This window comes from Sinomonas sp. ASV486 (genome assembly GCF_030908215.1).
Taxonomy (GTDB): Bacteria; Actinomycetota; Actinomycetes; order Actinomycetales; family Micrococcaceae; genus Sinomonas; species Sinomonas puerhi.
On the sequence record NZ_JAVFJK010000014.1, the window covers coordinates 32,375 to 45,140 of the forward strand.

Here is a 12,766-nt window from a genome sequence, read left to right on the forward strand (position 1 = left end):
TGGGCATCGTTGGGCACCCCGGCAACGGGCCCCTCGACCGACTCCCTACCGTCGGCGCTCCAACTCACAGTTTGGGCGACGATCCCGGGTCGGCATCGTTGGGCTCGCCGCTAACGTGCCCCTCGACCGACTCCCCACCGTCGGCGCCATTGGCAGTGCGCTCACCCGAAGCAACAATCCGCTCTGCCGAAGCAGCAGTGCGCTCACCCGAAGCAGTGCGCTCACCCGAAGTGCTGCCTGCGCTCGCATCCATGGGTCCCTGAGCGTCGCCCGCCTGACCACGCTGGGCGTCGTCGAGGGCGTCCTCAACCTCGGCGTCCTTCAGCTCCTGCTTGGTGCGGACCTCCTTGCGGCCACTGAACACATCCCGCACCTCGCCCGCCGCGGCGTTGCGCTGACGGTTCAGAAACAGGAAGTTAACCGCGAACGCGAAGATGACAGCGAAGATCGCCGAGAGGATGGCGCCGATCCCGATCACCATGAAGACTGCGAACGGAACAACAAACAGGACGGTACGGATCAGGAAGTACTTGAGTGATGCCACTGGACGAGTTTACTAAAATGGCCCTATGGTCCGCGTTCTTCCCTGGCTCATCGTTCTAGTCGCCTGGCTGTATGGCATGGTCGACTGCGCCCTGAGCGACCGGAACGGTGTCCGCGGCGGGATCTCGAAGACAGTCTGGTTCCTCATCGCTGTGCTGCCCGCCGTCGGCACCGCGCTCTGGTTCATCTACGGCCGTCCGCGCGGCACGACGCCGCCACGCACCGGGAGCGACAAGGGTCGTCGTCCGGTGGCACCAGACGACGACCCTGACTTCCTGCGCGGCCTCTGAACCGCCGCAGTCCTCGACGACCGCGGGTTCCAGGCCGCTGGGCCGCTACTTCTTGGCGTTCTTGATGAGCATGTCGGCGTCATTCTTGAACGCCGCTGCCGAGGCCTGAGCGTCCGCCCGGCCGAAGAGCACGTCCGTCACGCGGCGGCCCAGGGCGTCGGCGACCTTGCTCGTGCCCACCGGCGGAACGGCCGGCGCCGACCCTACCTCGGGCTTGATCGCAGTAAGGAATCCGAGCGCCGTCTTATCCGTCGGGGTGAGGAGCGGTTTGATCGCGTCCTGCACCTTCTGCGACGTCGAGAATCCCCGCTCAGTGGTGATCACCTTGGCCACGTCCGTGCTGTTGACGAGATAGTCGATGAACGTTGCAGCCTCTGCCGGGTGCTTCGAGCGTGACGATGCCGACCAGTACATCGAGGGCTTGTAGAACAGCCCGTTATCCTTCGAACTGCCGTCCTGACTCGGGACGCGGAGAAGCTTGATGTCGCTGCCCGTGGCCTTGGTGAGGGCCCCTAGCTGGTTGGTCCACCAGAACGACATGCCTGTCTTGTTGGTCGCCGCGAGCGTCTGCTCGACAGCAGCGCCGATATCCTCCTGCGCGACGCTAGCCGGCGGGGCCGCCTTGGCATCGAGCAACTTCTTCTGGAAGGCCATGAAGGAGGCGACGCCGTCCACCGTGAAGCCAGTCTGGCCGTCGTTCGTGTAAAGGGACTCCCCACGCTGCCGCAGCCACATGCTCAGATTCTGGTCCGTGATGCCGTACGAGGCGCCATAGTTGGTTGCCCCGCCCTGCGAGGCCCCAGCGCCAAGGGCCTTCGCGGTGGCGAGGTAGCCGTCCCAAGTCCATGTGGCGTCGTTTGGGAGCGGGACCCCTGCCGCTTGGAAGACCTTGACGTTGGCGAAGATCGCGAGCGCGTTCTGGCCGGTGCTGACCCCGTAGAGCTTGCCCCCGTATTGGCCGGCCGCGAGCGTGTTCGCATCGAAGGACGATGTGTCGAGTTCCTTCTGCTTCGTGAGGTCGAGGAGCGCCCCCCGCCCGCCGTACTCCGCGATATAGGCCAGATCCATCTGGATGACGTCCGGGGCATCATTGGCAGCCGTCTGGGTTGCGAGCTTGTCCCAATAGCCTGACCAGACGCCGGGCTCCGCCTGGATCTTGATATTGGGGTGGGCTGCCTGGAACGCGTCGATGACTTGTTGCGTCTGCTTGTTGCGCACGTCGTTGCCCCACCACGTGAAGCGGAGAGTCACGGATCCGTCGGCGTTCTTGCCGCCGCCAGTGCCGCAACCAGCGAGGAGACCCACAGCCGCCGTGCCGGCGAAGAGCTTGAGTGCTGTGCGTCGCGTCAGAGTCGTCATCGTCTCTCCAAGGTGAAGTGGATGGTTGTCCGAGAAATCGGTTTCTGATTTACTGAGTATGCCCAAGGTCACACCCGTCGTCAAGGACTAAGGAAAACGCATTCCACCTGTAATGGCAAGGCCTTGACTCCCCAGCTAGACCGGAACTATCTTGCGTGAAAGCGCATTCCGACCAGAGGAGGTCACACCGTGTCCAACCCGCATGCGACACCAGCGCTCCAGCCCGGCGCTCCTGCTATGAATCGGTTCATACCATGAGCGCCCTCGCCGAGCTCGGAAACCTCGGCAAGAGCTCCGCGGCACGCCCCACCAAGGGCGCTCCCAACGGACACCGGCCCAAGGCCACCCGGCCCAAGGACAACAGGGCCGCCTTCATCTTCCTCGCACCGTGGATCGTGGGCCTGATAGCCATCACGGTCGGCCCGATGCTCGTCTCGCTCTATCTTTCCTTCACGGACTACAACCTCATCCAGGACCCGAACTGGATCGGGCTGGACAACTTCACCCGCATGTTCGGCGACGAGCGGTTCTGGAACTCCCTCGGCGTGACCCTCACGTACGTCATCGTCGGCGTCCCGCTCCAGCTCGGCCTCGCGCTCATTGTGGCCCTCGCCTTGGACAAGGGCCTCAAGGGGCTCGCCTTCTACCGCTCGGTGTTCTACCTGCCCTCCCTGCTCGGCTCGTCCGTGGCGGTGGCCATCCTGTGGAAGCAGATGTTCGGCACCTCCGGCCTCGTCAACCAGCTCCTGGCCGTCTTCGGTATCCACGGCCCGGGCTGGATCTCCGATCCGAGCACCGCGCTGGGCAGCATCATCCTGCTCCACGTCTGGACTTTCGGCTCCCCCATGATCATCTTCCTCGCGGGGCTGCGGCAGATCCCCACGATGTACTACGAAGCGGCCGCCGTCGACGGTGCCGGCCGGATCACCCGCTTCCTCAAGATCACCCTGCCGCTGCTGAGCCCGATCATCTTCTTCAACCTCGTCCTGCAGATCATCGGCGCTTTCCAGTCGTTCACGCAGGCCTTCATCGTCTCCGGGGGCACCGGCGGCCCGAGCGACTCGACGATGTTCTTCACGCTCTACCTGTACCAGCGCGGCTTCGGCCAGTTCGACATGGGCTACGCCTCCGCCATGGCCTGGGTCCTGGTGATCATCGTCGGAGCCTTCACTGCAATCAACTTCTACGCATCGAAATTCTGGGTGTTCTATGACGACTGAAGCAGCCCCTCACAGCAACGTCCCGAGCGCCGCCACAGCGCACCGCACGGGCGCCGCGCCGGGCGCCCCACGCGCCGTCGTGCGCCCCGTCCCGCCCAGCAACGACGCGGGCCAGGGCAGCAACGGCGACGCCCCGCCAGCCCGCAGGCGCCGGCTTCCCCGAGGAGACCTGGCCCTCAGCCCGCGCCAACGGGTCAAGAGCCTCCTGAAACACGTGGTGCTGATCGCGGCAGCGATCGTGATGATCTACCCGCTGCTGTGGATGCTCGTCTCCTCGTTCCGCCCGAGCGACGACGTCTTCCGCGCCCCTGGCCTGTGGCTGGCCGAGGCGCACCCCGAGAACTACGCCAACGGCTGGAACGCCCTCAGCTCCCCCTTCGGGACCTACCTGCTCAACTCCACGATCGTCGTCCTTGGCGCGATCATCGGCAATCTCGTCTCGTGCTCGATGGCCGCCTACGCCTTCGCGCGGCTGGACTTCTCGGGCAAGAAGTGGATGTTCGCGGCGATGCTCATCACGATCATGCTGCCCATCCACGTGATCATAGTGCCGCAGTACATCCTGTTCTCGCAGATCGGCTGGATCAATACGTTCTGGCCGCTCATCGTGCCCAAGCTCCTGGCCACCGACGCGTTCTTCGTCTTCCTGATGGTCCAGTTCATCCGCGGCATCCCCCGCGAGCTCGACGAGGCTGCCAGAATCGACGGCGCGGGCCACCCCCGTATCTTCCTGCGCGTGATCCTTCCCCTCATGACCCCTGCGCTGGCCACCACAACGATCTTCACGTTCATCTGGACTTGGAGCGACTTCTTCAGCCAGCTGATCTACCTCACCTCCCCGGACGTCTTCACCGTCCCCGTGGCGCTTCGCGCCTTCGTCGATGCCCAGTCCAGCACCGACTGGGGCTCGATGTTCGCCATGTCGGTCGTTTCCCTCCTGCCCGTCTTCATCGCCTTCCTCATCGGCCAGAAGTTCCTCGTCAAGGGCATCGCAACCACCGGCATCAAGTAGACGGGCAACACGTAGACGGCAACACGCAGAGGGCAACAAGGAGGGAGTCCCGGCAGGACGTTCGGCACTGTGGTCACCATGCTGTCCTCCCGACCATGGGTAGTGACCGACGAAGCCCGGCCAAAGGCACGCGGTCTACTATCTGGAAGGAGAAGAGAGATGCCGAAGGTATCAAAATCAAGTGCGTCGTCGCACTTGGTCGTCCCCGGTCTCACAGAATCCCACGGAGAAGACATCAACGGCTGGAACGTCTCGCTGGCGGCCGACGACAAGGACCTCGATCTGGCGCGGCTCTTCAAGGGAGCGCCGAACAACCTGTGCCAAGCGTCTCACCTCGGTTACGTCATCAAGGGGAAGTTCGGTGTCCGGAAGGCGGACGGAACCGAGGAGATCTACGAGGCCGGAGACGCATTCGTCATCGAGCCAGGCCACACCCCACTCTCGTTCGCGGGAGGAGAATACGTGGCTTTCACCTCCAGCGAGGATGCGAAGTGGCAGGCGGCCGTCATGATGCCGAACATGCCTCAGTTCGCCAAGGACCAGGGAGTCGAACTCCCGGAGGATCTGGCCATGCCGTCGTAGCACCCAGCACAACACACATCTCGACGTTCACGAGAAAGGCCCGGTCCCGTGGTGGGACCGGGCCTTTCTCGTGCATCGGGGCGCCCAGCTTCCGGCAGTGGCTCTCGGGAGGCGGCGGCCAGCAAGAGGGTGTCAGCCCGCGCTGACGCCCCCGTAGGAGTGGAGGCCCGAGAAGTACACGTTGACGATTGTGAAGTTGAAGAGCACGCACAGGTAGCCGACGATCGAGAGCCACGCGGCACGCGCGCCGGTCCAGCCGCGGGTGGCCCGAGCGTGCAGGTAGGCCGCGTAGACCACCCAGATCACGAAGCTCCAGACTTCCTTCGTGTCCCAGCCCCAGAAACGGCCCCAGGCCTTCTCGGCCCAGATGGCGCCGAACATCACGGTGAGGGTCCACCCGACGAACGCGATCGTGTTGATCCGATAGGAGAGGGCCTCAAGCGTCATGGAGCCGGGAACGAGCCGCATGAATCCGCCGGTGTCGAGCCCGCCTGCGGCGATCTTCGCCTCACGGCGGCTCTGGATCAGCTGGAGAACGGCCATCGAGAACGTGAGGGTGAACAGCGCCGAGGACATCACGGCGATGGACACGTGGATCACGAGCCAGTAGCTCTGCAGTGCCGGGACGAGGTGCCCCACCGGGATGTAGAAGGCGACGGCCGCGGCCACCATCATGACCACCGCGAGGCCGAGCACGAACGTGCCGAGGAATCGCAGGTCGCGGCGGATGAGGACCAAGAGGAAGACGGCAACCACGAGGAGGGCACCGGTCGTGCAGAACTCGTACATGTTGCCCCACGGGACGCGGCCAGCGGCGATCCCACGGGTGACGACGCCCGCGGCGTGGATCACGAGGCCCAAGATGCTCAACGAGACGCCCACGCGGGCGGCCTTGCGCCGCGAGCGGTACTTCAGGTCGGCGTCGGCCACCTCGACAGGGGCAACCCCGCCGTTCGGGGAACCGGAATTCTTCACCGAGGACGACGGCGCGCCGCCAGCAGCGCCGTCACTGGCATCACCGCCTGTGCCACCTCCTGCGCCACCGCCCGCAGCGGACCCTACGCCAGCCAGCGCCGGCCTCTTCGCCGCCGTCTCGGCCTGCGTAACCAGGGCCTTCTGCCCGGCCAACAGGGCTGCGTCGCGCTGGGCGACCTTGCCGCTGGTGGCCATGTCCCACGCGAAGGCGAGGAACGCGACCACGTAGGTGCCTGCGGCAAGCAGCATGAACAGCTCGCTGTACGCGCCGAGCGTGAAATTGATGGTGGGCATCAGGCGTCCTTCTGAGTGCTGTCTATTGCGTTCTGAGGGTTCTTAGTCTGCTCGTTCGGTCCATCGTCGGGTACCCCCCACGCCATGGCGAGGGCGGCCCGCACGGACTTCCCCTCGGCGCCGAGACCGCCGTGGTCTTCGCCGCGGGTGATCAGCCCATACTCGACCATGGTGCGCCCATCCTCGTGGTTCCCCGCGCGGACCCAGAGGCGGCGGCGCGTCAGGAACAGCGAGGCAATGAGTCCGGCCAAGGAGAAGAGGGCGAAGCCGAGCGCCCATTCCTGACCGGGGTTGTGGTGGACGTCCAGCGCGACGTACCGCTTGAGTCCGTCGAAGCTGATCGATCCTTGGCCGTCCGGCAGGGTGTAGGACTGCCCCGCACCGAGGACGATGCCGCCCGCGGGCTTGTCGCGGCCGTTGACCTGGGTGAGCTTGGCGACGTCGAGCGCGTAGACGTTCTGGGGGGTGCCCTTGTCGAGTCCGAGGTTGCCGATGTACGAGTTGAGGTTCAGCTGGGCGTTGAGCGGGTCAGGGTCGGCGCTGAACGCGACGTTGTTCGCACCCTTCTCCGCGGTGGGGAGGAAGAAGCCGACGAATCCGAGCTGGCCCGGCTTCGCGTCCGGGGCCTTGATGACGATCGTCGACGTGTAGACCGCGTCGGTGGGGATCGCGGGCACCGGCCCCTGGAAGGCGATCTTCCCGTCGCCACCCCGCACCGTGACGACCGGCGCATAGCCGTTGCCGACCAGGTACACGTTGGTGCCGCCGATCGAGAGCGGGTCGTTGACCTTGACATCCTCCTGCTTCTCGGGAGCGTCCGGGGAGTCCTTTGTGGTCACGTGCGCAGTGAAGTCGAGCGGCTGTCCGAACTGCTTGACGGACTCCCTGTCATAGCGGACATCGAACTTGTCGAGTCGGAACGAGTACGGGGCCAGCCAGCCCGACTGGAAGTTCGAGCCAGGGTTGAACGTGTCGTAGCCCACGAGGGTGTTGACGAAGGTCTCGCCCTCGACGAGCGTGCGCTGCCCGCTGTAGCCGAACAGCCCGCCGACCGCCACGGACACGAGCACGCCAACGAGGCCCGAGTGGAAGCACAGGTTGCCGAGCTCCTTGAGGTAGCCCTTCTCGGCCCCCACGGAGGGAAGGTCGCCCGCGGACCGCAGGTCCACACGGTAGCCGCGCTTCTTCAGGAGGGCGGCGGCCTGCACAGCGGCGTCCGACGCCGTCAGGCCGGCTTCCGCGGACACCACGAGGGTTCCGTACACGGGCAGCCGCGAGAGGCGTGCCGGGGTGCGCGGGGGCTTGGAACGCCACGACTTCCAGTGCGCGATCGCACGCGGAACCACGCAGCCGATGAGCGAGATGAAGAGCAGCAGGTACACGGCGGAGAACCAGGCCGACGAATAGACGTCGAACATCTGGAGCTTGTCCAGGATCGGGCCGTAGTCGGCGTGGTCCTTGAGGTACTGCGTCACGATCGCGGGGTTCGCGGGCCGCTGCGGGAACAGGGAGCCCGGAACGGCTGCGACGGCGAGCAGGAGAAGCAGGAAGAGCGCGGTCTTCATGCTCGTGAGCTGGGTCCATGCCCAGCGCAGCATCCCGAGCACGCCAAGGGTGGGCAGCGCGACGTCGGTGCGCTTGGCCTGCTTGCCCCTGTTGCCTGCCGCTTTCGACGCCTTCGACTGCTTCGAAGGCTTGGCAGACTTCGGGGCCTCGTGCCCGTTCTGGTTCTCAGTCTTGGTATCGGTCATCAGACAGGCAGCTCCACAGTTCCGATCCAAATCTGCACTTGGCTGATCCAATAGCTCCACACGCCGGAGACCATGAGGACTCCGACGAGGATCAGCAGCCCGCCGCCGGAGACCTGGAGGGCCCGGCGGTGCTTCTTGAAGAACGCCAGCGCTCCGAGGCCCCGGCGGATGCCCAGCGCGATGAGCAGGAACGGCACGCCGAGGCCCAGGCAGTAGACGAACGTCAGGAGGGCGCCCTTGTACGCCGTCGGCCCGTCCGAGAAGGCGAGCACCTGCACGGCAGCGAGGGTCGGGCCGATGCACGGGACCCAGCCGAGCCCGAACGTGATGCCCAGCAGCGGCGCGCCCCACAGGCCCGCCGGCGGGCGGGCGTGCACGCGGGCCTCACGCTGGAAGATGCCGAGCCCGCCCATGAAGACGATGCCCATGAGCACCACGACGATGCCGAGCACCCGCGTCAGCCAGCCCGAGGAGATCGCAAGCCACCGGCCCACCCCCCCGAACACCGCGCCTGTCGCCACGAACACGAGCGTGAACCCAAGGATGAACAGCAGGATCCCCGCAACCATGCGCCCGCGCCTCTGCTTCGCGAGGTCCACGCCCGTCAGGCCCGTGACGTAGCCGAGGTAGCCGGGCACGAGCGGCAGGACGCACGGGGACAGGAACGAGACGACGCCCGCGAGCAGCGCCACGGGCAGCGCGAGCAGGAGCGAGCCGTTGAGCACCGTGTCGCTGAAGATCCCGCCCACGCTACTCGGCCGCCGCGGAGGTGATGAGGGTCTTGAGGGTGCCCCGCTCGAGCTGGCCCAGGACGCGCGAGGCCACGCGGCCCTGCTTGTCGAGCACGAGGGTGGTGGGGACGGCGCCGGGCGGGACCATCCCGGACATGGCCAGGAGGACCTGGCCGTCCTTGTCGTTGAAGCTCGGGTAGGTCAGCTTGAAGCTCTGCTCGAACGCCTCGGCCGTGCCCTGTTCGTCCCGGAGGTTGACGCCGTAGAAGACGATCCCCTGCGGCTTGAACTCCGTGTGCAGGGCCTCGAGCTCGGGGGCCTCGACGCGGCATGGAGCGCACGCCGCGAACCAGAAGTTCAGCACAGTGACGTGGCCCACAAGGTCCTTGGAACCGAGCTTCGTGCCGTCGTACAGCACTCCCGTGAAGTCCACCGGCGGCTTGCGGGTGTCCTTCGCGTACTCGGTGACCGAGCCGTCGCCGGCAACGTAGTTCTTGTTGTCCCCCGCGCGGGCCTGCTGCGCGAGGGGATCATCGGCGGCACACCCGGAGAGGGCCGCTGCGATGCCGACGGCGCCTAGGGCACCTGCCGCGGTCAGGAGCCGACGGCGGGACAGGCCTCCGGGGGCATTGAGGGCATCCGTCATTCAGGCCCCCGGCGTGGTGGCCGCGCCCGGAAGGAGCCGGGCGGCTGGCTCGGTGTAGCGGAGCGAGACCACAGAACCTGTCGAGGTATCGATCGTGAGGGAGGTCAGGGACGTCAGGGTGCACTCGCGCTTGCGCGGATCGTGGGCGAGCGGGCGGCCCTCGGCCTTGAGCCGGGCGGCCCAGATGGGCAGCTGGTGCGCAACGAGGATCGCCTCAGAGCCCTCTCCCCCGCGCTCGTAGGCAGTGCGTGCCGCGTCCCGCGCCGCGGCGAGCACGCGGGCAGCCTGAGCCTCGTAGGGCTCACCCCATGAGGGCCGCAGCGGATTGAGGATGTACGGCCAGTGCTTCGGCTTGAGCAGCTCGCGCGGCGTCACCTTGAGGCCCTCGAAGTGGTTCTCCGCTTCGATGATGCGCGGCTCGGTACCGACCTCGAGGCCGAGCGCCGCAGCCGTGGGCGCCGCCGTCTCCTGGGCACGGATCAGCGGCGAGGCTGCAAGCAGGACGATCCGCGCGCCGTCGTGCGCTCGCCGCGCGAAGTGCTCCGCGAGGCAGTCCGCCATCTGCCGGCCCAGCTCGGACAGGTGGAAATCCGGGAGCCGGCCGTAGAGCACGCCCGCGGGGTTGTACACCTCGCCGTGCCGCAGCAGATGAACGGTTGATGAAGGCATGACATCCAGTTTCTCAAACATGGCGGGCGGCAGGGAAATCGCGTGGACGGTGTGGGTGGAGGACCCGATGGAGGCGACTCGGAGCAACCGCCAACCGATTCTACAGGGAGTAGAACTATCACGGACACCCTAGAGTTCCCTGTGTAAGGCTCGCCACAGCCCTTGCGTGTGCATGCATCTGCATGTTTTCATAGATATCAGCGGTTACTTGACGCTTCAATCACTTTCTAGAAGGAGATATCCCGTGACTCTGCCCCACGGCCTCACCACCGGCACCTGGACCCTCGACCCCTCGCACAGCGAGATCGGCTTCACCGTCCGCCACGCGGGCATCAGCAAGGTCCGCGGACGCTTCGCGGACGCCTCGGCAACCGTCGAGGTCGGCGCGACCCGTGACGAGACGAAGGCGACGGCAGCCATCAAGACCGCGTCCTTCGACTCGGGAGACGCGAACCGCGACGGCCACGTCAAGAGCGCCGACTTCTTCGACGTCGAGCAGTTCCCGGAAATCACCTTCACCTCCACCGCACTCGAGGCGAAGGGCGACGACTACGACCTGACCGGCGATCTCACGATCAAGGGCGTCACCAAGTCCGTCACGATCGAGACCGAGTTCAACGGCATCGCCGTGGACCCGTTCGGCAACACCCGCGCGGGTGTCTCTGGCGAGACGACGATCTCCCGCAAGGACTTCGGCCTCACGTGGAACGCCGTCCTCGAGACCGGCGGCGTGCTGGTCTCCGACAAGGTCGTCATCTCCCTCGACCTCGCGTTCATCGCACCGCAGGCCTGACACCTGCCAGGGCGCGCACGAGCGCGTCCTACGCGGGCCGGGCCCGCTGAGATCCGGCCCCGCTGAGATCCGGCCCCGCCGCCAGTGAAGATCTGGCTGCGGGGCCGGACGCCGTTAATCGCCAACTTCAATCGCTACCTTGACCATCAACTTTGATCAACAACTTTGATCAACAGCCCAGCGCTCACCGCCACCCCGTGTCATGTGCGAGCCTCGGTGATGACAAACCGGTGACCAGACCGCACCGATACAGTGGGCGCCATGAGCGAACCCCTCCCGTCCGCCCACGAGCCCCCAGACATCATGCGAATCTTCAGCCTCGACGGCGTTCCAGCCGAGGTGCAGTCGTCCTACTGGATCTCGGTCGTGGGCGGCTTCATCGGTGTGATCATCGGGATCGTCACGGGCATCACCTCCTTCGCCTTCCTGCACCTGCTCGGCCCGATGTGGCTCATCCGGATGGTGCTCGACGTCGTGGCCGTCGCGTTCGCGTCGGCCCAGATCCTTCTGGGGGTGGCCGCTAAGCAGCGGAAGGAGTGGGCACGGCTCCAGCTCACGGCGCTTGCGGCCATAGAGGTCGCCCTGGTGGTCGGGATCGTTCTCGGCGGGGTTCCTGCCGGTTACTGGTACGGGTTCGGGCTCACGGTGGTCGCCGCGGCGCTTCTGTGGCTCCCCAGCTCGAACAGGTGGTTCGGCGGCAGATCCGCCGAAGCCGAAGCGGCACTGCTCACAGACCCTGCGCGGGAGATAGGGTGGGATCAACGCATCGGGGACGCGGAGGCGCTCCCCACCGGGCCACCTTCGACGATTGGACCCTCATGAGCACGCCTGACGTCCCTCCGAACGGCTCTGAGCAGCCGGAAGAGGGGGCGCCGACGCACCGGCCGTCCGAGCCACAGGACACGCAGGGCAGTCGTCAAGAGCCTAGCGCCCCGGCAGGACGTCCTGCCCCCCGCTACGGACAGTACGCGCCCGGGTTCGAGCCGAATGCGCAGCAGCAGCCCCCCGCCTACGGCCAGCCCCAGTACGGACAGCCTCCGTACGGGCAGCAGCAGCCCCCCGCCCACGGCCAACCCAACTACGGCCAACCCCAGTACGGACAGCAGCCCCCGGCTTACGGCCAACCTCAGTACGGCCAGCCTCCGTATGGACAGCAGCCGCCCTACTCCCCCCAGCCGCCCACCTACGGCTACGGAGGGCCGGGCTATGGGGCCCCAGGTCCCGAGGCGCAGCAGGCGGCGGTGCGCCGAGCGTCCCTCCTGCTCTTCGTGACGGCGGCGGTCGAGGTCGTCATTGGCTTCATCGCCACTATGGCCGAGCTCAACTTGCCGGCGAGCGCACTCCGCGATCTGTTCAACCGGGCTGGCGGCGCGCAGGCGGGAATCACCTTCGAGCAGTTCCGCCAGATCATCAGCACGTTCGTGTGGGTGGCGATGAGCGGAGCGGTGGTCAACGCCATTGTCCTTGTCCTGTGCGGCGTGTTCCTCTCCCGGGGCCGCCGGTGGGCCAGGGTCCTCGGCACGGTATTCCTGTGCCTCACGATCTTGGCGTTTTTTGCCGGCGGACTGTTCTCGCTCCTCACAATGGCGCTCGCGGTCGCCTCGATGGTGATGATGTTCCGGCCAGCCGTCACGGCATTCCTGAACGCAAACAACCAGTTCGCCAACCCCTACACCCCGAAGGGACCCACCTTCGGCAATCCGTACGGCCAGTGACCCTGCGCGGTGTACGGCCAATGGAGGTGCGACAAGTGAGAGTGCGGAGCGTGTGATGAGCCAGCCGACCCCACCGCCCTATCAGCCGGGCCCCCCGTACCAGAACCAGAGCCCGCAGCAGTATGCCCCCGTGCCCCCGCAGGGTCCGTACCAGGGCCCGTGGCCTAGCCAGCTACCCGGGGGAAT

14 protein-coding genes are annotated in these 12,766 nt (G+C 66.3%); 7 read left to right on the forward strand and 7 right to left on the reverse strand.

Translation table 11 applies throughout. The annotated features are described in order from the left end of the window. Nucleotides 1–64 precede the first annotated feature (64 nt). A complete protein-coding gene (locus RBS60_RS17655) occupies nucleotides 65–544 on the reverse strand; it encodes a DUF4229 domain-containing protein (protein ID WP_307958851.1) in 480 nt (159 codons plus the stop codon). Nucleotides 545–569: 25 nt separating this feature from the next. Between RBS60_RS17655 and RBS60_RS17660 the strand changes: the two genes are divergently transcribed. After that, nucleotides 570–833: a PLDc N-terminal domain-containing protein gene (locus tag RBS60_RS17660; RefSeq protein ID WP_307958852.1), complete on the forward strand. Its 264-nt coding sequence runs from the start codon at nucleotides 570–572 to the stop codon at nucleotides 831–833. A 45-nt stretch (nucleotides 834–878) separates the two neighbouring features. On the opposite strand, the gene RBS60_RS17665 is transcribed toward RBS60_RS17660, so the two are convergent. Next, nucleotides 879–2,192, reverse strand: a complete 1,314-nt coding sequence (locus RBS60_RS17665; protein WP_307958853.1) for an extracellular solute-binding protein — start codon at nucleotides 2,190–2,192, stop codon at nucleotides 879–881. Nucleotides 2,193–2,446: 254 nt separating this feature from the next. Between RBS60_RS17665 and RBS60_RS17670 the strand changes: the two genes are divergently transcribed. The 3 genes from RBS60_RS17670 (at nucleotide 2,447) to RBS60_RS17680 (ending at nucleotide 5,006) form a co-directional block, all read left to right on the forward strand. Next, on the forward strand, nucleotides 2,447–3,412 hold the full coding sequence (locus RBS60_RS17670) for a sugar ABC transporter permease (protein WP_307958854.1): 966 nt from the start codon (nucleotides 2,447–2,449) through the stop codon (nucleotides 3,410–3,412). Continuing rightward, entirely contained in the window at nucleotides 3,402–4,424 is a 1,023-nt protein-coding gene (locus tag RBS60_RS17675) for a carbohydrate ABC transporter permease (protein ID WP_307958855.1), read from the forward strand. The genes RBS60_RS17670 and RBS60_RS17675 overlap by 11 nt, the downstream gene beginning before the upstream one ends. 159 nt (nucleotides 4,425–4,583) lie before the next feature. After that, nucleotides 4,584–5,006 (forward strand): hypothetical protein, encoded by a 423-nt coding sequence (locus RBS60_RS17680; protein WP_307958856.1) that lies wholly within the window; start codon nucleotides 4,584–4,586, stop codon nucleotides 5,004–5,006. A 132-nt stretch (nucleotides 5,007–5,138) separates the two neighbouring features. On the opposite strand, the gene ccsB is transcribed toward RBS60_RS17680, so the two are convergent. From ccsB to RBS60_RS17705, 5 genes are read right to left on the reverse strand one after another with little or no spacing between them, the layout of a single operon-like run. Beyond that, the gene (gene ccsB, locus RBS60_RS17685) at nucleotides 5,139–6,275 is read right to left on the reverse strand and encodes a c-type cytochrome biogenesis protein CcsB (protein ID WP_307958857.1); all 1,137 of its coding nucleotides are present in this window, start codon (nucleotides 6,273–6,275) and stop codon (nucleotides 5,139–5,141) included. Beyond that, complete coding sequence (locus tag RBS60_RS17690; protein WP_374049305.1) at nucleotides 6,275–8,026, reverse strand: cytochrome c biogenesis protein ResB; 1,752 nt, start codon at nucleotides 8,024–8,026, stop codon at nucleotides 6,275–6,277. The genes ccsB and RBS60_RS17690 overlap by 1 nt, the downstream gene beginning before the upstream one ends. Further along, nucleotides 8,026–8,775, reverse strand: a complete 750-nt coding sequence (locus tag RBS60_RS17695) for a cytochrome c biogenesis protein CcdA (RefSeq protein WP_307958858.1) — start codon at nucleotides 8,773–8,775, stop codon at nucleotides 8,026–8,028. Before RBS60_RS17695 ends, RBS60_RS17690 begins: the two co-directional genes overlap by 1 nt. A 1-nt stretch (nucleotide 8,776) precedes the next feature. Beyond that, nucleotides 8,777–9,403, reverse strand: a complete 627-nt coding sequence (locus tag RBS60_RS17700; protein WP_307958859.1) for a redoxin domain-containing protein — start codon at nucleotides 9,401–9,403, stop codon at nucleotides 8,777–8,779. Beyond that, nucleotides 9,404–10,072, reverse strand: a complete 669-nt coding sequence (locus tag RBS60_RS17705; RefSeq protein WP_307958860.1) for a histidine phosphatase family protein — start codon at nucleotides 10,070–10,072, stop codon at nucleotides 9,404–9,406. 244 nt (nucleotides 10,073–10,316) lie between these two features. Here RBS60_RS17705 and RBS60_RS17710 point away from each other — a divergent pair, with 244 nt between their 5' ends. From RBS60_RS17710 to RBS60_RS17720, 3 genes are all read left to right on the forward strand, one after another. Continuing rightward, the gene (locus RBS60_RS17710; RefSeq protein ID WP_307958861.1) at nucleotides 10,317–10,865 is read left to right on the forward strand and encodes a YceI family protein; all 549 of its coding nucleotides are present in this window, start codon (nucleotides 10,317–10,319) and stop codon (nucleotides 10,863–10,865) included. A 261-nt stretch (nucleotides 10,866–11,126) separates the two neighbouring features. Further along, nucleotides 11,127–11,687 carry a hypothetical protein gene (locus RBS60_RS17715; protein WP_307958862.1) on the forward strand — a complete coding sequence of 187 codons (561 nt, stop codon included), beginning with the start codon at nucleotides 11,127–11,129 and terminating at the stop codon, nucleotides 11,685–11,687. Beyond that, a complete protein-coding gene (locus RBS60_RS17720) occupies nucleotides 11,684–12,580 on the forward strand; it encodes a hypothetical protein (protein WP_307958863.1) in 897 nt (298 codons plus the stop codon). The genes RBS60_RS17715 and RBS60_RS17720 overlap by 4 nt, the downstream gene beginning before the upstream one ends. Nucleotides 12,581–12,766: the final 186 nt, after the last annotated feature.

What these genes read in the sequence shown, in the direction of transcription:
- RBS60_RS17720 (WP_307958863.1), top strand. Translation starts at nt 11,684, where the DNA reads ATGAGCACGCCTGACGTCCCTCCGAACGGCTCTGAGCAGCCGGAAGAG.
- RBS60_RS17660 (WP_307958852.1), top strand. Translation starts at nt 570, where the DNA reads ATGGTCCGCGTTCTTCCCTGGCTCATCGTTCTAGTCGCCTGGCTGTAT.
- RBS60_RS17665 (WP_307958853.1), bottom strand. Translation starts at nt 2,192, where the DNA reads ATGACGACTCTGACGCGACGCACAGCACTCAAGCTCTTCGCCGGCACG.
- RBS60_RS17700 (WP_307958859.1), bottom strand. Translation starts at nt 9,403, where the DNA reads ATGACGGATGCCCTCAATGCCCCCGGAGGCCTGTCCCGCCGTCGGCTC.
- RBS60_RS17675 (WP_307958855.1), top strand. Translation starts at nt 3,402, where the DNA reads ATGACGACTGAAGCAGCCCCTCACAGCAACGTCCCGAGCGCCGCCACA.
- RBS60_RS17680 (WP_307958856.1), top strand. Translation starts at nt 4,584, where the DNA reads ATGCCGAAGGTATCAAAATCAAGTGCGTCGTCGCACTTGGTCGTCCCC.
- RBS60_RS17690 (WP_374049305.1), bottom strand. Translation starts at nt 8,026, where the DNA reads ATGACCGATACCAAGACTGAGAACCAGAACGGGCACGAGGCCCCGAAG.
- RBS60_RS17705 (WP_307958860.1), bottom strand. Translation starts at nt 10,072, where the DNA reads ATGCCTTCATCAACCGTTCATCTGCTGCGGCACGGCGAGGTGTACAAC.
- ccsB (WP_307958857.1), bottom strand. Translation starts at nt 6,275, where the DNA reads ATGCCCACCATCAATTTCACGCTCGGCGCGTACAGCGAGCTGTTCATG.
- RBS60_RS17715 (WP_307958862.1), top strand. Translation starts at nt 11,127, where the DNA reads ATGAGCGAACCCCTCCCGTCCGCCCACGAGCCCCCAGACATCATGCGA.
- RBS60_RS17670 (WP_307958854.1), top strand. Translation starts at nt 2,447, where the DNA reads ATGAGCGCCCTCGCCGAGCTCGGAAACCTCGGCAAGAGCTCCGCGGCA.